Raw genomic sequence first — 22,152 nt, 5'->3', positions numbered from 1 at the left:
GGATCCCGGGATCCCACCCGGGCGGGTGAGCCCTACTCGAAGCGCACCGGCTGCCCGGTGGCCTCGAGCACCGACATCCACAGGTCGCCGAGCGGGTCGACGTGGTTGCGGCGGCTGACCGCCAGCGGCATCGGGATGTGCACGAACCGCCGGCGGCGCCGGGCCACGATCACCTCGGTGCGCCCGGCCATCGCCGCGTGCACCGCGGCGTGCGCCAGCCGCAGGCAGTAGGCGCTGTCGTAGGGGTTGGCCGGCACGCTGCGGATGGCGTAGCTGGGGTCGAAGTAGCGGACGTTGTTCTCGACCTTCGCGTCGTCGAGGTGCTCGGTGATCAGCCGGCGCAGCAGCCGGCCGACGTCGCCGAGGCGGACGTTGCCCGAGGCGTCGCGGCCGGGCTCGTGCTCCTCGATGTGCTCCTGCCCGGCGCCCTCGGCCACCACGACGACGGCGTGGCCGCGGTCCTCGACCCGGCGGCGCAGGTGCTCGAGGAAGCCGCGCTCGCCGTGCAGCGTGAAGGGCACCTCGGGGATGAGCACGTAGTCGGCGTCGTCCTTGGCCAGCACCGAGTAGCAGGCGATGAAGCCCGAGTGGCGGCCCATGAGCTTGACCAGGCCCACGCCGCCGGGGGCCGAGCGGGCCTCCACGCTGGCGGCGTGGATCGACTTGGTGGCCTCGGCCATCGCGGTCTGGAAGCCGAAGCTCTGGTCGATGTAGGGGATGTCGTTGTCGATCGTCTTGGGCACGCCGACGACGGCGATCTTCAGGCCGCGCTCCTGGATGACCCGCACGACCTCCATCGCCCCGCGGATGGTGCCGTCGCCGCCGATGACGAACAGGATGTTGATCGCCAGCCGCTCCAGGGCGTCGACGATCTCCTCGGGGTCCTGCACGCCGCGCGAGGTGCCGAGGATGGTGCCGCCCTCGTCGTCGATGTGCTGGACCACCTCGGGCGAGAGGTCGACGACGTCCTCGCCGTAGTGCGGGATGAAGCCGCGGTAGCCGTTGCGGAACCCGACGATCCGGCGCACGCCGTAGTGGCGGCACAGCTCGAGGACCAGCCCGCGGATGACGTCGTTGAGGCCGGGGCACAGCCCGCCGCAGGTGACGATGCCGACCCGGGTCTTGGCCGGGTCGAAGTAGATGCGCTTGCGCGGCCCGCCGGGCTCCAGGCTGGGCAGCTGGTCGACCGGCACGCCCCGGGTGCCGGCCATCGACAGGGTGTCGTCGAAGAGGATCCGGTCGTCCTCCTCCACCGAGTGCTGCGTGGTCTCCCGCGCGGCCAGCCGCTCCGCCAGCGGCGAGTCGATGCGGCACGGACCCAACGTCCGCACGGCGAGGTCCTGGTGTCCGATCACGAGGGTCAACGCTCCCACACCGGGGCACCGCCGCTGCGCGCGGCACCCCGGTCGTCAGGACGTCATGTCGACTGGATCTCCTGGGCCCGCGGAACGGGCCGCGGCGCGCTCCGCTCAGTCGACGAGGTCGAGCGCCGCGCCGACCAGCGAGTCGACGTCGAGGCCGTGGTGGCGGTAGACGCTGTCGAGGTCGCCGCTCTGGCCGAACCGGGTGACGCCCAGGTGCGCCGCCGGCACCCCGCGGACCCCGGCGAGGAACGCGAGCGTGTGCGGGTGCCCGTCGAGCACGGTGACCAGCGGCGCGGCCCGGTCGGCGGGGAACGCGCCGTCGAGCACCCACGGCGCGGCGTCGTCCAGCCCGCGGCGGGCCTGCACGGCGCGGAACAGCAGGCCGGGGCTGGTCACCACGACGACGTCGGCGGGGAAGCCGAGCCCGTCCAGCCGCTCGGCGGCGGCCAGGGCCTCGGGGACGACGGCGCCCATCGCGGCCAGCGTCACCGCCGGGCGCGGCACCCGGCGCAGCGGGTAGGCGCCGGCCACCACCTGCCGGCGGCGCCGCTCCCGGGCGGCCGGGTCGGCGGGCACCGCGGCCAGCGCCTGGTCCACCGGGCGGGTGGACAGCCGCACGTACGCCGACTGCCCGCCGGGGCGGCCCATCTGGCCGAGCGCGGCCAGCAGGCACCACTCGGTGTCGAGGGCGAACGCCGGCTCGTAGGACAGGCAGCCGGGCTGCTCCAGCCCGATCGACGGGGTGGTCACCGACTGGTGCGCGCCGCCCTCGGGCGCCAGCGTCACCCCCGACGGCGTGCCGACCAGCAGCGACTGCCCGCCGGCGTAGATGGTGAACGACCACGGCTCCAGCGCCCGCTCGACGAACGGGTCGTAGAGGACGCCGACCGGCAGCAGCGGCTGGCCCCACCGCGACCAGGTGGCGCCGAGCTCGCCGATGGCGCCGACCAGGTTGGTCTCGGCGATGCCGAGCTCCACGTGCTGGCCCGAGGGCTTCTCCCGCCAGTGCAGGATCGTCTCGGCGTCGTCGGCGAACCAGTCGCGGCGGTCCTCGTGCGACCAGACGCCGACCTTGTTCACCCAGCCGCCGAGGTTGGTCGAGCTGGACACGTCGGGGCTGACGGTGACCACCCGCCGGCCCACCTCCGGGGCGGCGCGGTTGAGGTCGAGCAGCGTGCGGCCCAGCGCCGCCTGCGTCGTCGCGGTGCCCGACGGGGTGCGGCCCAGGTCGGCCGGCACCGGAGGGGCGACGGCGTCGTCGACCGGGGGCCGGGTCAGCCGCCGCGCCGCGGCGGCGAGCAGGTCGGCGGGGCGGCTGCCGGCCGGGAACCCGGCCCACGGCTGCGCCGGGTCGACGCCGACGCGGGCGGCGAGCTCGTGCAGCTGGGCCTCGGTGAGCAGCGCGGAGTGGTTCTGCGGGTGGCCCTCGGTGGCCAGCCCGTAGCCCTTGAGGGTGTAGGCGATGACCACGGTGGGGCGGGTGTCGTCGATCCGCGCGAACGCCTGCCGCAGCGCGGTGAGGTCGTGCCCGCCGAGGTTGCGCACGGCGGCGACCAGGTCGGCGTCGGCCACGTCGGCGACGAGCCCGGCGACCGCGGCCGCGCCGGGCCCGTCCCCGGGCAGCTCCCGGCGGACCTCCGCGGGCGTGCGGCGCAGCAGCCGCTGGTACTCGGCGTTGCTCATCCCGTCGATGCGGTCGCGCAGCGCGGCCCCGCCGGGCCGGGTGAACAGCTCCTCCAGCAGCGCGCCGTACTTGACGGTGAGCACCTGCCAGCCGGCCGCGGTGAACATGCCCTGCAGCCGGGTGGCGCCCATGGTCGGGACGACGCGGTCCAGCGACTGCCGGTTGAGGTCGACGATCCAGTTCACCTCGCCGAGCTCGGCGACCATCGGGTCGAGCACGGCCTCCCAGACCGCGCCCTCGTCCAGCTCGGCGTCGCCCACCAGCGACCACTGCCGGCCGGTGCCGCCGGCGCCGAACTGGGTGTTGACGTAGCGTCGGGCCAGCGCGCCCCAGATCGGCGCGGTGGCCCCGATGCCGACCGAGCCGGTCGAGTAGTCCGCCGGGACGGGGTCCTTCAGCCGCGACGGGTAGGACTGCAGGCCGCCGAACTCGCGCAGCGTGGTCAGCCACGAGGCGTCCAGCTGCCCGAGCAGGAACTCCAGCGCGTGCAGCACCGGGCTAGCGTGCGGCTTGACGCTCACCCGGTCGTCGGCGGCCAGCTGCTCCAGCCACAGCGCGGTCATGATCGTGACCATCGAGGCGCTGGACGCCTGGTGCCCGCCCACCTTGAGACCGCTCGGGTTGGGGCGCACCCGGTTGGCGTGGTCGACGATCGCCGTCGCCAGCCACAGCACGCGCTGCTCGATCTCGCGCAGCGCGGCGTCGTCCGAGCCGGTGGCGGGGGGCCGCGGGGCGGCGAGCGTCATGGTCACTCCTGTCGGGTGGGCGGACGACCAGCATCGCGCGGACGCGCGCTCCTGCCGGAGGGAGGTCCGGTGTGGCACCGTCGCTCCCCGTGACCACCCCGGACCGCCCCGCCCTGCTGCGCTCGCTCTACCGGGCGTTCACCGCCCGCGACCTGGACGCGGTGGTGGCCGCCATGGCGCCGGACGTGGACTGGCCCAACGGCTGGGAGGGCGGCCGGGTGCACGGGCACGACGGCGTGCGGGACTACTGGGAGCGGCAGTGGGCGCAGGTCCGCCCGCTGGTGCGGCCGACCGGCGTCGAGGAGCGCCCGGACGGCTCGGTCGCGGTCACCGTGGCGCTGACCGTGCGCGACCCGGGCGGCACCGTGCTCTCGCGGGAGACGGTGCGCCACGTCTACCGGTTCAGCGGCGACCTGGTGTCGCGGATGGACCTCGAGCAGGTGGGCGGGGAGGGGTAGACGCGGCCCCCGGCCGGGGCGGGCCGGGGGCCGCGCCCGCTCACGGCACGAGGATCGCGCGTCCCCGCACCTTCCCGGCCTCGAGGTCGCGGAGCGCGTCCACGGCCCGGTCCAGCGGGTACCGCTGGGTGTGCAGGGTGACCTTCCCGGCCTGGGCGAGCACCATCAGCTCGGCCAGGTCGGTGTAGGTGCCGACGATGTTGCCGACGACGTTCTTCTCCCCGGCGACGAAGTCCAGCGTCGGGATGCGCAGCTCGCCGCCGTACCCGATGACGTAGTACGAGCCGGCCGGGCGGGTCATGCGCCAGCCGTCCATCTCCGCGCCCTGCTCGGCGACGAAGTCGAAGACGACGTCCGCGCCCCCGCCGGTCAGCTCCTGGACGGCCTGCACCTGGCCGCCGTCGGCGACGACGGTCTCGTCCGCGCCGATCTGCCGGGCGAGCGCCAGGGCGTCGGGGTTGCGGTCGACGACGACGACCCGGGTGGCCGAGAGCGCGGCCAGGCACTGCACGCCGATGTGGCCGAGGCCGCCGGCGCCCAGGACGACCGCCGTCGTGCCCGGGTACAGCAGCGGCAGGGCCTTGCGCACCGCGTGGTAGGCGGTGATGCCGGCGTCGGCGAGCGCGGCGACGCCGGCCGGGTCGGTCGACGGGTCGAGCTTGACGCACGCGCGGGCGGTGGTGCGCAGGTACTCGGCCATCCCCCCGTCGTCGTTGCTCAGCCCGGGGAAGAACGCGTTCTCGCACTGCATGTCCCGGCCGGCGCGGCAGGCCGCGCACAGGCCGCAGCTGGGCTGCGGGTGCAGGATCACCGTGTCGCCGACGGCGACGTTGGTGACCCCCTCCCCCACGGCGTGCACCCAGCCGGCGTTCTCGTGCCCGATCACGTAGGGCAGGTCGGGGTTCTGCAGGTCGGCCCACTGGCCCTCGAGGATGTGCAGGTCGGTGCGGCACACCCCGGCGCCGCCGATCTTCACGATCACGTCGAGGGGGCCCCGGAGCTGCGGTTCGGGGATCTCGTCGATCGAGGGGTCGGCGTGGTACTCGTGCACGCGGACGGCCTTCATCTAGCGCACCTCCAGCGGGAGCGGGGGACGGTCGTACTGCTCGCCGTCCCTGGTGTACATCCGTCGGCCTCCGTCGGCTCCGGGCGTGAGCTGGGTCACGTGCTCGCCGCCGACGCTAGCGCGGGACGCGACCGCCGCGAGCGGGCCCGGCGTCTCACCTGGAGACGCCGCGCCCGCCGCCGCGGCGGGTGCCTCCCCGTGGCACGGGACACCGGCGTCCTGCCGTCCGGAGGTGCCCGTGGACGAGCTGGTCCGGCCCACCGGAGCCGCTGCCCGACCCCGTGCCGGCCGGCCGGGGCAGCGCCCCGCGGGTGCGCGCGTCGTGGCGGCGCAGCCAGGGCTACGGCGTGCCGTCCGACGAGGTCGTGCCCGTGTTCACCGGCACGCCGGACACCGGCCCCCCGCTGTACGAGTGCGCGCACCGGGTGCTCACCGACCTGCAGACGACGATCGCCGACAAGCCGGTGGGCCTGATGCTCGCCGACCCCGCCGGGTTCGTGCTGGCCCGGATCGGCGACGACACCTCGGGACGTCGCCCCGCGGCTGGAGCTGTGGACCCCCGAGCTGCGCGACGGCGACACGTGCGTGATCGTCCCCGGGCTGCACCGGCTGCCGGCGTGGGCCGCGGGCGAGCTGGCGCAGGGGCTGGCCACGGTCCGCCGCGCCGGGCGCCCGCAGCCCGCGGTGCTCACCGCGCCGGAGTACCGCGCGGCAGGAGCGGCACCGGGACGTGTCGTTCACCCCGCGCGCGGCCCGGGCGCTGGCCGCCTGCGGCTGGCCGGGCAACGTCGCCCAGCTGCGGCGGGTGGTGCGGGAGGCGGTGGCCCGCGCCGACGTCGTCGACGTGCGCCACCTGGCGCCGGAGGTGCTCGACGGCGGCGCGCGGGCGCTGTCCCGCCTGGAGCGGCTCGAGCGCGACGAGATCGTGCGGTGCCTGACCGAGCCGGGCACCACGATGACCCGCGTCGCCGAGGAGCTCGGCATCGGCCGGGCGACCCTCTACCGCAAGATCGCCCAGTACGAGATCACCGTCCCCCAGCGCTGACCCCGCGACGTGCCGGAACGGCCCCGGTGCAGCACCGGGACGGCCCCGTCCCGGGGCTCGTCCCGAGCGTGCGAGCGCTGAGGAGGACGGGGGCCTTCGTCAGTCGTCGTCGGTGCGGTAGCCCAGGTTGGGGGCGAGCCAGCGCTCGGCCTCGGCGAGCGTCCAGCCCTTGCGGCGGGCGTAGTCCTCGACCTGGTCGCGGCCCAGCCGGCCCAGGTTGAAGTACCGCGCCTCCGGGTGCGAGAAGTACAGCCCGCTGACCGCGGCGCCCGGCCACATCGCCATGGACTCGGTCAGCTGCAGCCCGATCGAGGCCTCGACGTCGAGCAGGTCCCAGATCGTCTGCTTCTCGGTGTGCTCGGGGCAGGCCGGGTAGCCGGGCGCGGGGCGGATGCCGCGGTAGCGCTCGGCGATCAGGGCGTCGTTGTCCAGCCGCTCGTCGGCCGCGTAGCCCCAGAACTCCCGGCGCACCCGCTCGTGCAGCCGCTCGGCGAACGCCTCGGCCAGCCGGTCGGCGAGCGCCTCGAGCATGATCGCCGAGTAGTCGTCGTGGGCGGCCTTGAACGCCGCGACCCGCTCGGCCGAGCCGAGGCCCGCGGTGACGGCGAAGGCGCCGACGTGGTCGCGCAGCCCGGTCTCCTTCGGCGCCACGAAGTCGGCGAGCGACCTGCGCGGGGTGCCGTCGCGGCCCTCGGTCTGCTGCCGCAGCTGGTGCAGCACCGCGCGCACCCGCGTGCGGGACTCGTCGGTGTAGACCTCGATGTCCTCGCCGTCGACCCGGGCCGCCGGGAACAGCCCGAACACGCCGGAGGCGGTGAGCCAGCGCTCGGCGACGATCCGGTCGAGCATCGCCTGCGCGTCGGCGTACAGCCGCCGCGCGGCGTCGCCGGTGGCCGGGTTGTTCAGCAGGTCGGGGAACCGGCCGCGCATCTCCCAGGCGGTGAAGAACGGCTGCCAGTCGACGTAGCCGCGCAGCTCCTCCAGCGGGTAGTCGCGCAGCACGCGGGTGTAGCCGACCTCGGCGTGCGCGTGGTCGCAGGAGGGCCCGGTGCACACGTCGCGGGTCTGCTGCAGCAGCATCCGCGGCCGCGGCGGGGTGTAGACCGACCAGTCCAGCGCCGGGGCGGCGGCGCGGGCGGCGGCCAGCGGCAGCAGCGTCCGGGTGTCGGTGCGCGCGGCGTGCCGCTCGCGCAGCGTCTCGTACTCGGTCTCGGTGGCCGCCAGCAGGCCGGGGCGCTGCTCGTCCGACAGCAGCGCCGCGACGACGGGCACCGACCGCGACGCGTCCTTCACCCAGATGACCGGGCCGTGGTAGCGCGGGGCGACCTTGACCGCGGTGTGCGCCCGCGACGTCGTGGCCCCGCCGATGAGCAGCGGCACCTCGAAGCCCTGCCGCTCCATCTCGCCGGCCAGGTTGACCATCTCGTCCAGCGAGGGCGTGATCAGCCCGGACAGGCCGATGACGTCGGCGCCGACCTCCTTGGCGGTGTCGAGCACCTTCTGCGCCGGCACCATGACGCCGAGGTCGACGACGTCGTAGTTGTTGCACTGCAGCACGACGCCCACGATGTTCTTGCCGATGTCGTGGACGTCGCCCTTCACCGTCGCCATGACCACGGTGCCGTTGGTGCGGCGCTCGTCCCCGCTCCCCGTGTCGCCGGGCTGCTTCTCCGCCTCGATGTGGGGCACGAGGTGGGCCACGGCCTTCTTCATCACCCGCGCGGACTTCACCACCTGCGGCAGGAACATCTTCCCGGCGCCGAACAGGTCGCCGACGACGTTCATCCCGCCCATCAGCGGGCCCTCGATGACCTCGATCGGCCGGCCGCCGCGCGCGGCGATCTCCCGCCGCAGCTCCTCGGTGTCGGCCTCGACGAACTCGTCGATGCCCTTGACCAGCGCGTGGGTGATCCGCTCCTCGACCGGCAGCGCCCGCCACTCCTCGGCGGCGGCCTCCTCGGCGGCGCCGGAGGCGGCGTACTCGCCGGCGATCTCCAGCAGCCGCTCGGTGGCGTCGGGCCGGCGGGCCAGGACGACGTCCTCGATGCGCTCGCGCAGCCGCTCGGGGACCTCCTCGTACACCTCCAGCGCGCCGGCGTTGACGATGCCCATGTCCATGCCGGCGGCGATCGCGTGGAAGAGGAACACCGCGTGGATGGCCTCGCGGACGCGGTTGTTGCCGCGGAAGGAGAACGAGACGTTGGAGACGCCGCCGGAGACCAGCGCGTGCGGCAGGTTCTCCTTGATCCAGCGGGTGGCCTCGATGAAGTCCAGGCCGTAGCGGGCGTGCTCCTCGATGCCGGTGGCGACGGCGAAGACGTTGGGGTCGAAGATCACGTCCTCGGCGGGGAAGCCGACCCGGTCGACGAGGATGTCGTAGGCGCGGCGGCAGATCTGCTGCCGGCGCTCGAGGGTGTCGGCCTGCCCGTCCTCGTCGAAGGCCATGACGACGACGGCCGCGCCGTACCGGCGGCACAGCCGGGCGTGCTCGACGAACTCCGCCTCGCCGTTCTTCAGCGAGATCGAGTTGACGATCGACTTGCCCTGCAGCTGCTGGAGGCCGGCCTCGATGACCTCCCACTTGGAGGAGTCGACCATCACCGGCACGCGGCAGATGTCGGGCTCGGCGGCGATCAGGCGGGTGAAGCGGGTCATCGCCGCGACGCCGTCGATCATGCCCTCGTCCATGTTGACGTCGATGACCTGCGCGCCGGCCTCGACCTGCTGGCGGGCGACGGCCAGCGCCGTCGGGTAGTCGCCGTCGCGGATCAGCCGGCGGAACCGGGCCGAGCCGGTGATGTTGGTGCGCTCGCCGATGTTGACGAACAGCGAGTCGGCGTCGACGGTCAGCGGCTCCAGGCCCGACAGCCGCAGCGCCGGGCGGACGGCCGGCGGCGTGCGCGGCGGCAGCCCGTCCACCGCCGCGGCCACCGCGGCGATGTGCTCGGGCGTGGTGCCGCAGCAGCCGCCGACGACGTTGACGAAGCCGTCCTCGGCGAAGCCGTGCAGCACGCCGGCGGTGTCGGCGGGCGCCTCGTCGTACTCGCCGAAGGCGTTGGGCAGCCCGGCGTTGGGATAGCAGGAGACGAACGCGTCGGCGATCCGCGCCAGCTCGGCGACGTAGGGCCGCATCTCCGCGGCGCCCAGCGCGCAGTTGAGCCCGACCACCAGCGGCCGCACGTGGCGCACCGAGTGCCAGAACGCCTCGGTCGTCTGCCCCGACAGCGTCCGGCCGGACGCGTCGGTGATCGTGCCGGAGACCATCACCGGCCAGCGGCGGCCGCGCTGCTCGAACAGCGCCTCCAGCGCGACGATCGCGGCCTTGGCGTTGAGCGTGTCGAAGACCGTCTCGACCAGCAGCACGTCCGCGCCGCCGTCGACCAGGCCGCCGGCCTGCTCGAGGTAGGCCTCGACCAGCTCGGGGAAGGTGACGTTGCGGGCGCCGGGGTCGTTGACGTCGGGCGAGATGGACGCCGTCCGGGTGGTCGGGCCCATCGCGCCGGCGACGTACCGCGGCTTCCCCGGGGTGCGCGCGGTGGCCGCGTCGGCCTCGCGGCGGGCCAGCCGGGCCGCCGCGACGTTGATCTCCCGCGCGAGCGCGGCCATGCCGTAGTCGGCCAGCGAGACGGCGTTGGCGTTGAAGGTGTTGGTCTCGACCAGGTCGGCGCCGGCGTCGAGGTACTCGCGGTGGATGCCGGCCACCAGCTCCGGCCGGGTGAGCACCAGCAGGTCGTTGTTGCCCTGGACGTCGACCGGCCAGTCGGCGAAGCGCTCCCCGCGGTAGCCGGCCTCGCTCGGGCGGTCCCGCTGGATCGCGGTCCCCATCGCGCCGTCGAGCACGAGGATCCGCTGCTCCATCAGGGAGGTGAGCTCCGCCGTCGCGTCGGGCCGGAGGTCGGGGGCGTCGGTCACGGGCATCCTCGGGGTGCGTTCGGAACGGTGCCGGGATCTCCTGTGCGAGCGTGCCCGACACCGACGCCGGGTGGTCCGGGGAGCAACCCGGGACGTCCGGGACATCTTCCCATCCCGCGCCACCCCGGTCGGGCGGCCCGACCGACGTAGGCTCGCAGGGGTGATCGACCCGAAGTCCGCTCCCGAGGACCTGCCCCAGCTGAACCGGCCGGTGGCGGTGGTCGCCTTCGAGGGCTGGAACGACGCCGGGGACGCCGCCACCGGGGCGCTCGAGCACCTGGAGCTCATCTGGGACGCCACCCCCCTCGCGGCGCTCGACCCCGAGGACTACTACGACTTCCAGGTCAACCGGCCCACCGTCTCGCTCGTGGGCGGGGTGAGCCGGCGCGTCGAGTGGCCGACGACGCGCATCTCCGTGGCCCGCCCGCCGGGCAGCGACCGCGACGTCGTCCTGATCCGCGGGATCGAGCCCAACATGCGCTGGCGCGGGTTCTGCGCCGAGCTGATCGAGCTGTGCGAGGAGCTCGGCGTCCAGACGGTGGTGGCGCTGGGCGCCCTGCTCGCCGACACCCCGCACACCCGGCCCACCCCGGTCTCCGGCTCGGCCTACGACCAGGAGTCCGCGCGCACCTACGGCCTGGAGACCTCCCGCTACGAGGGACCCACCGGCATCCTCGGCGTCTTCCAGGACGCGTGCGTGCAGGCCGGCCTGCCGGCGGTGAGCTTCTGGGCGGCGGTCCCCCACTACGTCTCCCAGCCGCCCTCGCCGCGGGCCACCGTCGCGCTGCTGCAGCGGGTCGAGGAGGTGCTGGAGCTGGCGGTGCCGCTCGGCGCGCTCCCCCAGCAGGCCGACGACTGGGTGAAGACCGTCGACGAGATGGCGCAGGAGGACGCCGAGGTCGTCGAGTACGTGCGCTCGCTGGAGGAGCGCGCCACCGAGACCGACCTGTCCCAGGCCGACGGCGACCAGATCGCCCGCGAGTTCGAGCGCTACCTCCGCCGCCGCGGCTCCTCCCCCAACTGAGCGCCCCCTCCCGGCAACCGGCTCCGCCCGCGGCGGCGCCCACCGTCCGGTGGCGCACCAGAGTTGGGGATAACGGTCGCGGCGACGGCCGTGCGGGCGTCCCCCGTGCCCTGGTGGTGCTGCCCGCCCGGCAGGGCACGAGGGACCCCGGCGACGGCCCGCTCCCCGGGCCGCAGGGTCACTCGCGGCGCAGCAGCGGGGCCATGCGGGCGGCGGCGTCGTCGCCGAAGAGCCGGTCGTGGGTGGCCAGCGCGTACCGGTCGGTCATCCCCGAGACGTAGTCGACGACCTGGGTGACGACGTCGGCCTCGGTGTCCCGGTAGGACGCCGGGATGAGGCCGGGCGCGGCGAGGTGGTGGTCGACCAGCCGCCGGATGACGTCGACCGCCAGCTGCTTCTGCCCCGCGGCGGTCTCGGACAGGTAGACCCGCCGGAACATGAAGGTCCGCAGCTCGTCCATCGCGGCCAGCGGCTCGTCGGCCATGACCACCGCGCCGCCGTCGGCGAGGGAGCCGGCGACGACGGCGTCGACCATCGCGCCCACCATCGCGCTGCCCGGCTCGCCGAACAGCTCGCAGGCACGGGCGGGCAGGTCGGGCACGCGCAGCACCCCGGCGCGGACGGCGTCGAGCGCGTCGTGGGAGAGGTAGGCGATCCGGTCGGCGTACCGCACGCACTCCCCCTCGCGCGTGGCCGGCGGCGGGGTGATCTTCCAGCTGTGCGCGCGGATGCCGTCGCGCACCTCCCAGGTGAGGTTCAGGTGCTCCAGCACCTCGACGATCCGCACCCCCTGCGCCGCGTGGTGCCACCCGCCGGGGACGTAGGGGTCGAACGCGTCCTCGCCGATGTGGCCGAACGGCGAGTGGCCGACGTCGTGGCCGAGCGCGATCGCCTCGGCGAGGGTCTCGTTCAGTCCCAGTGCGCGGGCGATGGCCCGGGCGACCTGGGTGACCTGCAGCGTGTGGGTGAGCCGGGTGACGAAGTGGTCGCCGTCGGGGTTGAGGAAGACCTGGGTCTTGTGCTTGAGCCGGCGGAAGGCCTTGGCGTGCAGGATGCGGTCCCGGTCCCGCTCGAAGGCGGTGCGCAGCCGGTCCTCGGGCTCGTCGACGGCGCGGCCGCGGGTGGCCGCCGACCGGGCCGCGGCCGGGGCGAGGCCCTGCTCCTCCCGCTCGCGCGCGGCGCGGTCGGTGAAGCAGAAGCCCCCGCCCATCAGCCCTCCTGCAGCGCGGTGTCGAGCTCGATCCCGAGCAGCGCGTCGACGGCGTCGGCCACCACCGCGGGGGCGCCGTCGTCGCTCTCGCCCTCCCCGGCCAGCGTGGCGGCCGCCCAGGCGTCGACGGCGGCGATCGCGCCGGGGCTGTCGAGGTCGTCGGCCAGCCGCTCGCGCAGCGCGGCCAGCACCGGTGCGGCGGGCGCGCCGGCGTCGCGGGCGGTGGCCCGCCGCCAGGTGGCCAGCCGCGCCTCGGCGGCGGACAGCAGGTCCGGCGTCCAGGCGCGGTCGGTGCGGTAGTGACCCGACAGCAGCGCCAGCCGGATCGCCATCGGGTCGACGCCCTCGCCGCGCAGCTTGGAGACGAACACCAGGTTGCCCCGGCTCTTGCTCATCTTCTCGCCGTCCAGGCCGATCATCGCCGCGTGCACGTAGGCCCGGGCGAACGGCTTGGTCCCGGTGAGCGCCTCGGCGTGGACGGCGGAGTACTCGTGGTGCGGGAAGACCAGGTCGCTGCCGCCGCCCTGGACGTCGAAGCCCATGCCGATGGTGTCCAGCGCGATCGCGGCGCACTCGACGTGCCAGCCGGGCCGGCCGTCGATGCCGCGCGGGCCGGGCCACGACGGCTCGCCCTCCCGGGCGCCGCGCCACAGCAGCGGGTCGAGCCGGTTGCGCTTGCCCGGGCGGTCGGGGTCGCCGCCGCGCTCGGCGGACAGCGCGAGCATGGTGGCCTCGTCGTAGCCGGACTCCTCGCCGAAGCCCGGTGCCTGCGCCACGTCGTGGTAGACGTCGCCGGTGCCGTCGTCGAGGACGTAGGCCAGGCCCGCGTCCAGCAGGGTCTCCACGTGCGCGACGATCAGCGGGATCGCCGCGACCGCGCCGACGTAGTCCTCGGGCGGCAGCACCCGCAGCGCGGTCATGTCCTCGCGGAACAGCGCGGTCTCGCGCATGGCCAGGACGACCCAGTCCTCGCCGTCGCGCTCGGCGCGCTCGAGCAGCGGGTCGTCGATGTCGGTGACGTTCTGCACGTAGTGGACCGCGTGCCCGGCGTCCCGCCACACCCGGTTGACCAGGTCGAAGGCCAGGTAGGTGGCGGCGTGGCCGAGGTGGGTGGCGTCGTAGGGGGTGATCCCGCAGACGTACATCCGCGCCACGGCGTCGGGCTCGGTGTCCACGACCTGCCCGCGCGCGGTGTCGTAGAGCCGCAGGACCGGACCGGGGCCCGGGAGGGTCGGCAGGAGCGGGGCGGGCCAGCTGAGCACGTCAGCGAGCCTAGTTGCGCTCCCGGCGCGCCCGCGGGCGCCGTCCCTCCCTGGGGAACGGCGCCCGCGGGGCCGGTCGCCTACTGGTCGTCGTCGTCGTCGACCCACTCGAGGGTCCGGGTCACCGCCTTCTGCCACTTGCGGTAGTAGCGGTCGCGGGTGGCCTGGTCCATCTCCGGGCTCCACCGCTTGTCCTCGGCCCACTGGCTGGTGAGCTCGTCCTCGTCGGCCCAGAACCCGACCGCGAGGCCCGCGGCGTAGGCGGCGCCCAGCGCCGTCGTCTCGGCGATCTTCGGGCGGACGACGTCGACGCCGAGGATGTCGGCCTGGAACTGCATCAGCAGCTCGTTGACCACCATGCCGCCGTCGACCCGCAGCTCGGTGAGGGCCACCCCCGAGTCGGCGTTCATGGCGTCGACGACCTCGCGGGTCTGGTAGGCCGTGGCCTCCAGCACCGCCCGGGCCAGGTGGCCGCGGTTGACGTACCGGGTGAGCCCGACCAGCGCGCCGCGGGCGTCGGAGCGCCAGTGCGGGGCGAACAGGCCGGAGAACGCCGGCACGAAGTAGGCGCCGCCGTTGTCGTCCACCGACCGGGCCACCGCCTCGATCTCCCCGGCGCCGCCGATCAGGCGCAGGTTGTCCCGCACCCACTGCACCAGCGAGCCGGTGACGGCGATCGAGCCCTCCAGCGCGTACACGGGCTTGCGGCCGCCGATCTGGTAGCAGACCGTCGTCAGCAGGCCGTTGCGCGAGGACACCGCCTCCTCGCCGGTGTTGAGCAGCAGGAAGTTGCCGGTGCCGTAGGTGTTCTTGGCCATGCCCTTCTGGAAGCAGACCTGCCCGAAGGTGGCCGCCTGCTGGTCACCGAGCGAGCCGGCGATCCTCACGCCGGCCAGCGCGCCGGCCTTGCGGCCCTCGCCGTAGACCTCGGAGTTCGAGCGGATCTCCGGCAGCATCGACACGGGGATGCGCATGTCGGCGGCGATCGACTCGTCCCACGCCAGGGTGCTGTAGTCCATGAGCATGGTGCGCGAGGCGTTGCTGACGTCGGTGAGGTGCAGGCCGCCGTCGGTGCCGCCGGTCATCTGCCACAGCAGCCAGCTGTCGATCGTGCCCATGAGCAGGTCGCCGCGCTCGGCGCGCTCGCGGGCGCCCTCGACGTTGTCGAGGATCCAGGTCACCTTGGGCCCGGCGAAGTAGGTGGCCAGCGGCAGGCCGACCTTCTCCTTGTACCGGTCCGCTCCCCCGCCGAGCTCGCCGAGCTCGGTGACGATGCGGTCGGTGCGGGTGTCCTGCCAGACGATCGCGTTGTACACCGGCTCGCCGGTGTTCTTGTCCCACACGACGGTGGTCTCGCGCTGGTTGGTGATGCCGACGGCGGCGAGGTCGGAGCCGACCAGGTCGGCGCGGGCCAGCGCCTGCCCGACCACCTCGCGGACGTTGCTCCAGATCTCCAGCGGGTCGTGCTCGACCCAGCCGGCGCGCGGGAAGATCTGCGCGTGCTCCTTCTGGGCCACGGCGACGACGGCGCCGTCGTGGTCGAAGACCATGCAGCGGGTGCTGGTGGTGCCCTGGTCGATGGCGGCGATGTAGCTGCTCACGGTTCCTCCGGGTGCGACGGTGCAGGGGGACGGTGCAGGGGACGGGTGCGGACGGCCGGTGCGGGTGGCCGGCGGGCGGTCAGAAGCCCTGGGCGAGCAGGCCGGCCAGGGCACCGCCGACGAGCGGGCCGACGACGGGGACCCACGCGTAGCCCCAGTCGCTGCCGCCCTTCTTCGCGATGGGCAGCACGGCGTGCGCGATCCGCGGCCCCAGGTCGCGGGCGGGGTTGATCGCGTACCCGGTCGGTCCACCGAGCGAGTTGCCGATGCCGACGACCAGCAGGGCGACGGCGAGCGGCCCGATCTGGCTCGGCGTGTCACCGAACTTCAGGATGATGTAGACCAGCACGAAGGTGCCGATGGCCTCGGTGAGGGCGTTCCACGGGAGGCTGCGGATCGCCGGGCCCGTGGAGAAGGTCGCCAGGATCTCGCCGGGCTCGTCGTGCGCGGCGTAGTGCTTCTGGTAGGCGAGCCAGGCGACGACCGCGCCGAGGAACGCGCCGACGAACTCGCCGGCGAAGTAGACCAGGGTGCTGCCGAACGTGACGTCGACACCGGGGGCGTACTCGTCGGCCCCGAACGCCCACAGCCCGACGGTGACCGCCGGGTTGAGGTGGGCACCGCTGCGGTAGGCCGCGTAGACGCCGGCGAAGACGCCCAGGCCCCAGCCGAAGTTGATGAGCAGCCAGCCGCCGCCGTGCCCCTTGGAGTCGGTGAGCAGGACGTTGGCGACGACGCCGACGCCGAAGAGCAGCAGGATCGCGGTGCCGAGCACCTCGGAGAAGAAGACGGAGGTCAGTGACACGCTGAGACACCTCTCTGTGTCCGGTTGTGCCGTGATGGGGGCCCGCCCGGTCCGGGCGGGTGGTGCGGGGTGCCTGCCTCCACCTCCTTCGTGCGTGCTCTCGGTCTGCGGCCGGGCCGGCGGGACCGCTCGCCGGCCGGCTGCCTCAGGCGGGGCTCACGACGCGTCCGCGAAGGGCCGGATCTCCGGCGCCCGCAGCCGCGCCCGCTCGGCCGAGGTGTCGTCGGGCATGGCCTCGGCGGCGCGCTCGGCCTCCACCCGCGCCAGGTAGGTGCTGATCTCCCGCTCGCGCTGGGCGTCGTCCCAGCCGAGCAGCGGCGCCATGAGGTCGGCCGCGGCGCGGGCCGAGGCGGTGCCCCGGTCGGCCTGCTCGTAGGACAGCCGGGTGCGGCGGGTGAGCACGTCCTCCAGGTGCAGGGCACCCTCGGAGGTGACCGCGTAGACGACCTCGGCCGGCAGGTAGTCCGGCGCGCCCTCCAGCGGGCGCCCGAGCTCGGGGTCGGCGTCGACCAGGGCGAGGACCTCGTCGACCAGGCTGCCGTAGCGGTCGAGCAGGTGCTCCACGCGCTTCTCGGTCCAGCCGTGCGCGGCGGCGAGGTGCGCCTTGCGGTTCCAGCGGACCCGGTAGCCGTCGGCGCCCACCAGCGGCAGCTCCTCGGTGAGCGACTGGGGGATCGGCGCGTCGGGGTCCTCGCCGGGCGCCCGGTCGCGCAGGGCCATGTCGACGACGTCGCGGGCCATGACGCGGTAGGTCGTGTACTTGCCGCCGGCGATCATCGTCAGGCCCGGCCGCACGGTGGCGGCGGTGTGCTCGCGGGAGACCCGGGTGGTCCCCCCGGCCTCCTCGTCGACCGGCTGCAGCAGCGGGCGCAGGCCGGTGTAGACGCCGAGGACGTCGTCGCGGGTGAGCGGGCGTTCGAGCACCGCGTTGGCGTGGTCGAGCAGGTAGTCGACGTCCGCGGCCGAGGCGACCGGGTGGTCCTTGGTCAGGTCCCACGGGGTGTCGGTCGTGCCGATCACCCAGTGCGTCGGCCACGGGATGATGAACAGCACGCTCTTCTCGGTGCGCAGGATGAAGCCGTCCTCGCCGGCGATCGCCTCGCGCGGCACGGCGATGTGCACGCCCTTGGAGGCGCGCACGGTCAGGCCCTGGGCGCGGAAGAGCTCCTCCGTCTGGTCGGTCCACACCCCGGTGGCGCCGACGACGTGGCGGGCGCGGACGGTGATCTCGCGGCCGGTCTCGAGGTCCACCGCCCGCACGCCCGCGACGCGGCCGTCCTCCTCCAGGTAGCCGGTGACCTGGGTGCGGCTGGCGGCCAGCGCGCCGTGCCCGACCGCGGTGCGCACGAGCACCTGCACGAGGCGGGCGTCGTCGACCTTGGCGTCCCAGTAGCGGATGGCGCCGACGGCGACGTCGTCCCTCAGCGAGGGCGCGACCCGGCGCAGGCCCTTCTTCGACAGGTGCCGGTGCAGCGGCACGCCGTGGCCGTCGCGGCGGCCGAGCAGGCCGCCGAGGGCGTCGTAGAGGGCGATGCCCGCGCCGATGTAGGCGCGCTCCCACACGCGGTGCCGGATCGGGTAGAGGAAGGGCACCGGGTGCACCAGGTGCGGGGCGAGCCGGCCGACGAGCAGGCCGCGCTCGTGCAGCGCCTCGCGGACCAGCGCGAAGTCGAGCATCTCCAGGTAGCGGAGCCCGCCGTGCACCAGCTTGCTGGCCCGGCTCGAGGTGCCCGAGGCCCAGTCGCGCTGCTCGAGCAGGCCGACCGTCAGGCCGCGGCTGGCCGCGTCGAGCGCGGCCCCGGCCCCGGTGACACCGCCGCCGATGACCAGGACGTCCAGCACGTCCCGGGACATGCGGTCGAGGGCGGAGGTGCGGACCTCGGGCGAGAGGGCTGTGGACACCGGGCACTCCTGGGGGTGGTGCGGGGGCGGTGCGGGGCGCCGGCGGGGTGCCGGCACCCGGGGACGAGGGTCAACCTGCACCCGTTGGCCGCGCAGGGCAACCACCTGCACGTCCGTGCACGGCGGCGTTAGCGTGGGAGCCGGACCGCGGGGTCGCCCGCGCCGGGAGGGAGCGGGACCGTGGCGGCCGACGAGGACCTCGAGCGGGTGGCCCGCCGGTACTGGCTGGACCGCGTGCGGATGGAGGACATCGCCGCCGAGGAGGGGGTCTCGCGGTCCACGGTGTCCCGGATGCTGGACGCCGCGCGGGCGCTCGGCATCGTCACCGTCTCGGTCAGCGCCGTGCACGGACGTGCAGCCTCGATGGCGAGCGAGCTCGGCGCACGGTACGGCGTGACGGCGCGCGTGGTCGCGGTGCCCGAGGACGCGCCCGACGTCGCCCGGCTGCAGCTGGTCGCCGGCCGGGCCGCGGCGGTCCTCGACGAGGCGATGGGTGACGGGATGACGCTCGGGCTGGCGTGGGGCACCACCACCAGCGCCGTGGGTCAGCACCTGCGGGCCCGGCCGCTGCGCGACGCGCACGTCGTCCAGCTCAACGGCGCGATGAACACCCACAGCAGCGGCGTCGGGTACGGCAGCGACGTGCTCGGCCGGTTCGGCACCGCCTGGGACGCGCAGGTGCACCACTTCCCCGTGCCGGCGTTCTTCGACCGGTCCGAGACCCGCCAGGCGATGTGGCGCGAGCGCAGCGTGCGCCGGGTGCTGGCGATCCAGCAGTCCGCCGACGTCGCGCTGTTCGGCGTCGGCGCGATGGCCGGCCCGGTGCCGAGCCGGGTCTGGGCGGAGGGCTACCTCGGCCCCGCCGACCGCGCCGACCTCGCCGCCGCCTCGGTGGTCGGCGACGTGTGCACCGTCTTCCTGCGCGGCGACGGGACCTGGGAGGGCATCCCGATCAACGCCCGCACCAGCGGCCTGGTCCCGCCGGCGCTGCGCCGCATCCCGCGGCGGGTGTGCGCGGTCGCCGGCGTCAACAAGGTCACGGCGCTGGCCGCGGCGCTGGCCGGCGGGCTGGTCACCGACCTGGTGCTCGACGAGCGCACCGCCGCGGCGCTGCTGCTGCGCCGCACCGCGCCCCGCCCGGTGCCCGCCCTGTGGGCCCGCTGACGGGCTAGCGTCGGGGCCCGTCCCCGCGCGAGGAGGCCGCGATGGAGCTGTCGGGCTACCTGCCGGTGCTGCGCCGCACCGACGCCCGGTTCGCCGACGCCGCCGCCGAGGCCGTGCTGGCCGGCGGCTGGACCGCCCCGGTGCCCGGGTGTCCCGGCTGGACGCTGGCCGACCTGGTGTGGCACCTCGGCGAGGTCCAGCACTTCTGGGCCTGGGTGGTGCGCACCCGCGCGCCCGACCCCGGCGGGTACGTGGCGCCGCGCCGCCGTCCCGACGACGAGCTGCTGGGCTGGGCGGCCGGGCAGTCCGCGGAGCTGGAGACCGCGCTCGCCGGCGCCGACCCCGCCGAGCGGGTGTGGACCTGGGCGCCCCGGCAGGACGTCGGCTTCGTGCTCCGGCGCCAGGTGCAGGAGGCCGTCGTCCACACCGTCGACGTCGAGCAGGTGCTCGGCGACGTGCGGCCCATCCCTCCCGACGTCGGCCTCGACGGCATCGACGAGTGGCTGGAGGTGATGGTGCCCGGCGCGCTGCCCGACGGCCCGCCCGAGGGGGCGCACCCGGTGGTGCTGCACGCCGTCGACGCCGGCGTCGAGCGGACCCTGTTCGCCGGCACCCGGCCCCAGCCGGTCGCCACGCTGCGCGGCACCGCCGGGGACCTGCTGCTGGCCTGCTGGCGGCGGGTGCCGCTGGAGGTGCTGACCGTCGACGGCGACGGCCTCCAGGCGGCCGCGATGATCGCCGCGGTCGACCTGTCCTGAACCCGGCACGGGCAACGGCCCGGCTGCCGGTGGGCGTGTGCGCCGACGCCGCGTCCCGGTGCCCGGGGTGCGGCGTCGGCGCACACCGTCGCCCGTGCCGGCGGGTCAGAAGGGGGGCCAGGGCAGCGCGGGCCAGTCCCCCGACGGCTCGGGGTGCACCTGGGTGCGCAGCAGCTCGGCCACCCGCTGCTGCGTGCACCGGACCTCGCGGCGGGTCAGGTGCTCGTGCAGTGCCTCGCCGAGGTCGCCGCGCAGGTCGTCGGCCAGCCGCTCGAGCACCGCGAGCGCCTCCAGCAGCAGCGGCTTGCCCGCCCAGCGCCACAGCAGGGTGCGCAGCTTCGGGTCGGTCGAGAAGCAGATGCCGTGGTCGACGCCGTACACGTGGCCCGACGGCGTCGGGATGATGTGCCCGCCCTTGCGGTCGGCGTTGTTGACCACGGCGTCGAACACCGCCATGCGGCGCAGCCCCGGGTGGTCCGAGCGCACGAACGCAGCCAGGTCGACGTCGGGGTCGCCGTCGACCCACAGCTGCACCATGCCGGGGCCGAACGGGCCCTCCCGCAGCACGGTGGGCGGGACGACGTCCCACCCGGTGGCCTCGCTGACCAGCGCCGCCGACACCTCGCGGCCGGCGAGGGTGCCGTCGGGGAAGTCCCACAGCGGCCGCTCGCCGGCGACCGGCTTGTAGACGCACTCGGCCTCGAGCGTGCCGGTGCGGACGGTGCCGAACAGCGTCACGTTGCTCGCGTCGAGCATGCGGCCCTCGACGTCGATCTCGCCCTCGCGCAGCAGGGCGCGCGCCTCGGCGGCGCCGGCCGGGGCGCGGAGGTCCTCCGCGGGCTCGCTCATCGCCGTCGTCCGCGGATCAGCGGCGGTAGCCGTTCTGCCGGGGGCAGACGTGCCCGGTCGGGTCCAGCGGCAGCGAGCACAGCGGGCACGAGGGCCGGCCGGCGGCGACGACGCGGCGGGCGCGGGCCACGAAGGAGCGGGCGGCGCCGGGGGTGATGGTCACCCGCAGCGCGTCGGGGCCCTCCTCGGCGTCGGACAGGATCGCGTCCTCGTCGACCGGCTCGTCGGTGGCGGCCACGGCCTCGACGACCACCGCCTGCGCCTCGCCGTCCCAGGCCAGGCCCATGGCCGCGACGCGGAACTCCTCGTCGACGGGCGCGGTGAGCGGCTCGAGGTCGTCGACGTCGGCGGTGGCGGGGACGGCGGTGCCGGGGCGGGTGGCGATCTCGTCGAGCAGCTCGTCCATGCGCTCGGCGAGGACCTGCACCTGCGACTTCTCCAGCGCGACGCTGACCACGCGCCCCTCGGCGTCGGACGCCTGCAGGTAGAAGGTGCGGTCCCCGGGCTGGCCCACCGTGCCGGCGACGAACCGGGACGGGCGGTCGAAGCGGAAGACCTGGCGAGGCACGCGCCCAGGTTACGCGGGGAGGCGGACGGTTGCGTTCAGGTCGTGGCCGCCCCGGCGCCGCCGCCCACCACGGCGTCGGAGTCGGTCGAGCCCTCCTTCGGCAGGAGCGCGGCGACGTCGCCGCCGGTGTCGTTCATCCGGACGACGAAGGGCCGGGTCTCGGTGTAGGTGACCACCGAGATCGACGCCGGGTCGACGACGATCCGCTGGAAGGCGTCCAGGTGCAGGCCGAGGGCGTCGGCGAGGACGGCCTTGATGACGTCGCCGTGGCTGCACGCCAGCCACACCGCGTCGGGCCCCAGCCGGGCGTTCCACTCGCGGACCGCGGCCACCGCGCGGGCCTGGGTCTGCGCCAGCCCCTCCCCCTCCGGGCCCGGGAAGACCGCGGCGGAGGGGTGCTGCTGCACCACCTTCCACATCGGCTCCTCGGCCAGCTCCTTCAGCGGCCGGCCGGTCCAGTCGCCGTAGCGGGCCTCGCCGAGCCGGTCGTCGGACCGCAGCTCCAGGTCGCGGCCGGCGAGGACGGCCTCGGCGGTCTGCCGGCAGCGCTCCAGCGGGCTGCTGACCACCGCGGCCAGCGGCACCGGCGCCAGCCGCCGGCCCACCGCGGCCGCCTGCTCCTGCCCGGTCTCGTCGAGCCGCACGCCCGGGGTCCAGCCGGCCAGCACGCCGCCGGCGTTCGCCGTCGTCCGGCCGTGCCGCAGGAGGATGACGGTGGTCACGACGCCCGAGCC

17 protein-coding genes are annotated in these 22,152 nt (G+C 75.0%); 5 read left to right on the top strand and 12 right to left on the bottom strand.

What is annotated here, in order from left to right; translation table 11 throughout:
• Positions 1-32: 32 nt before the first annotated feature.
• Complete coding sequence (locus ACI8AK_RS19145) at positions 33-1,355, bottom strand: ATP-dependent 6-phosphofructokinase (protein WP_456957550.1); 1,323 nt, start codon at positions 1,353-1,355, stop codon at positions 33-35.
• A 114-nt stretch (positions 1,356-1,469) separates the two neighbouring features.
• Positions 1,470-3,794: a transketolase-like TK C-terminal-containing protein gene (locus ACI8AK_RS19140; protein ID WP_456957548.1), complete on the bottom strand. Its 2,325-nt coding sequence runs from the start codon at positions 3,792-3,794 to the stop codon at positions 1,470-1,472.
• Positions 3,795-3,883: 89 nt separating this feature from the next.
• On the opposite strand from ACI8AK_RS19140, the gene ACI8AK_RS19135 reads away from it, so the two are divergent.
• Positions 3,884-4,252, top strand: a complete 369-nt coding sequence (locus ACI8AK_RS19135; protein WP_387989643.1) for a nuclear transport factor 2 family protein — start codon at positions 3,884-3,886, stop codon at positions 4,250-4,252.
• 40 nt (positions 4,253-4,292) lie between these two features.
• On the opposite strand, the gene ACI8AK_RS19130 is transcribed toward ACI8AK_RS19135, so the two are convergent.
• Positions 4,293-5,318: an NAD(P)-dependent alcohol dehydrogenase gene (locus ACI8AK_RS19130; RefSeq protein ID WP_387989641.1), complete on the bottom strand. Its 1,026-nt coding sequence runs from the start codon at positions 5,316-5,318 to the stop codon at positions 4,293-4,295.
• A 730-nt stretch (positions 5,319-6,048) separates the two neighbouring features.
• Here ACI8AK_RS19130 and ACI8AK_RS19125 point away from each other — a divergent pair.
• Positions 6,049-6,363, top strand: coding sequence for a helix-turn-helix domain-containing protein (locus ACI8AK_RS19125; protein ID WP_456957546.1), 315 nt, complete (start codon positions 6,049-6,051; stop codon positions 6,361-6,363).
• A 99-nt stretch (positions 6,364-6,462) separates the two neighbouring features.
• Here the strand turns inward: ACI8AK_RS19125 and metH are convergent, their stop codons facing one another.
• On the bottom strand, positions 6,463-10,275 hold the full coding sequence (metH, locus tag ACI8AK_RS19120; RefSeq protein ID WP_456957544.1) for a methionine synthase: 3,813 nt from the start codon (positions 10,273-10,275) through the stop codon (positions 6,463-6,465).
• A gap of 160 nt (positions 10,276-10,435) precedes the next feature.
• On the opposite strand from metH, the gene ACI8AK_RS19115 reads away from it, so the two are divergent.
• Positions 10,436-11,299 carry a PAC2 family protein gene (locus ACI8AK_RS19115; RefSeq protein WP_387989633.1) on the top strand — a complete coding sequence of 288 codons (864 nt, stop codon included), beginning with the start codon at positions 10,436-10,438 and terminating at the stop codon, positions 11,297-11,299.
• Between the two features lie 178 nt (positions 11,300-11,477).
• On the opposite strand, the gene ACI8AK_RS19110 is transcribed toward ACI8AK_RS19115, so the two are convergent.
• The 5 genes from ACI8AK_RS19110 to ACI8AK_RS19090 all read right to left on the bottom strand — a co-directional run bounded on the left by ACI8AK_RS19110 (position 11,478) and on the right by ACI8AK_RS19090 (position 18,079).
• Entirely contained in the window at positions 11,478-12,509 is a 1,032-nt protein-coding gene (locus ACI8AK_RS19110; RefSeq protein ID WP_456957542.1) for an HD domain-containing protein, read from the bottom strand.
• A complete protein-coding gene (gene mshC / locus ACI8AK_RS19105) occupies positions 12,509-13,771 on the bottom strand; it encodes a cysteine--1-D-myo-inosityl 2-amino-2-deoxy-alpha-D-glucopyranoside ligase (protein ID WP_387989627.1) in 1,263 nt (420 codons plus the stop codon). Before mshC ends, ACI8AK_RS19110 begins: the two co-directional genes overlap by 1 nt.
• Before the next feature lie 80 nt (positions 13,772-13,851).
• On the bottom strand, positions 13,852-15,372 hold the full coding sequence (gene glpK, locus ACI8AK_RS19100; RefSeq protein WP_456957540.1) for a glycerol kinase GlpK: 1,521 nt from the start codon (positions 15,370-15,372) through the stop codon (positions 13,852-13,854).
• 79 nt (positions 15,373-15,451) lie between these two features.
• Positions 15,452-16,177: an MIP/aquaporin family protein gene (locus ACI8AK_RS19095; RefSeq protein ID WP_387989621.1), complete on the bottom strand. Its 726-nt coding sequence runs from the start codon at positions 16,175-16,177 to the stop codon at positions 15,452-15,454.
• A 156-nt stretch (positions 16,178-16,333) separates the two neighbouring features.
• A complete protein-coding gene (locus tag ACI8AK_RS19090; RefSeq protein ID WP_387989619.1) occupies positions 16,334-18,079 on the bottom strand; it encodes a glycerol-3-phosphate dehydrogenase/oxidase in 1,746 nt (581 codons plus the stop codon).
• 180 nt (positions 18,080-18,259) lie between these two features.
• Between ACI8AK_RS19090 and ACI8AK_RS19085 the strand changes: the two genes are divergently transcribed.
• The gene (locus ACI8AK_RS19085) at positions 18,260-19,243 is read left to right on the top strand and encodes a sugar-binding transcriptional regulator (RefSeq protein WP_387989616.1); all 984 of its coding nucleotides are present in this window, start codon (positions 18,260-18,262) and stop codon (positions 19,241-19,243) included.
• Between the two features lie 41 nt (positions 19,244-19,284).
• Complete coding sequence (locus tag ACI8AK_RS19080; protein WP_387989613.1) at positions 19,285-20,001, top strand: maleylpyruvate isomerase family mycothiol-dependent enzyme; 717 nt, start codon at positions 19,285-19,287, stop codon at positions 19,999-20,001.
• Between the two features lie 105 nt (positions 20,002-20,106).
• Here the strand turns inward: ACI8AK_RS19080 and ACI8AK_RS19075 are convergent, their stop codons facing one another.
• The 3 genes from ACI8AK_RS19075 to ACI8AK_RS19065 are packed head-to-tail and all read right to left on the bottom strand — an operon-like array spanning position 20,107 to position 22,140.
• Positions 20,107-20,850: an SCO1664 family protein gene (locus ACI8AK_RS19075; RefSeq protein ID WP_387989610.1), complete on the bottom strand. Its 744-nt coding sequence runs from the start codon at positions 20,848-20,850 to the stop codon at positions 20,107-20,109.
• A 16-nt stretch (positions 20,851-20,866) separates the two neighbouring features.
• Entirely contained in the window at positions 20,867-21,418 is a 552-nt protein-coding gene (locus ACI8AK_RS19070; protein WP_387989607.1) for a DUF3090 family protein, read from the bottom strand.
• 35 nt (positions 21,419-21,453) lie between these two features.
• Positions 21,454-22,140, bottom strand: coding sequence for a histidine phosphatase family protein (locus ACI8AK_RS19065; protein ID WP_387989604.1), 687 nt, complete (start codon positions 22,138-22,140; stop codon positions 21,454-21,456).
• Between the last annotated feature and the right edge of the window lie 12 nt (positions 22,141-22,152).

Source organism: Geodermatophilus sp. SYSU D00867, assembly GCF_054050315.1.
The sequence above is the reverse complement of the archived record's forward strand: the minus strand, read 5'-3'. Positions and strand labels throughout refer to the sequence as shown.

Bases quoted from the DNA above. Each gene is read 5' to 3' on its own strand.
- ACI8AK_RS19140 (WP_456957548.1), bottom strand. From the start codon at position 3,794: ATGACGCTCGCCGCCCCGCGGCCCCCCGCCACCGGCTCGGACGACGCC.
- ACI8AK_RS19130 (WP_387989641.1), bottom strand. From the start codon at position 5,318: ATGAAGGCCGTCCGCGTGCACGAGTACCACGCCGACCCCTCGATCGAC.
- ACI8AK_RS19110 (WP_456957542.1), bottom strand. From the start codon at position 12,509: ATGGGCGGGGGCTTCTGCTTCACCGACCGCGCCGCGCGCGAGCGGGAG.
- ACI8AK_RS19080 (WP_387989613.1), top strand. From the start codon at position 19,285: ATGGAGCTGTCGGGCTACCTGCCGGTGCTGCGCCGCACCGACGCCCGG.
- ACI8AK_RS19075 (WP_387989610.1), bottom strand. From the start codon at position 20,850: ATGAGCGAGCCCGCGGAGGACCTCCGCGCCCCGGCCGGCGCCGCCGAG.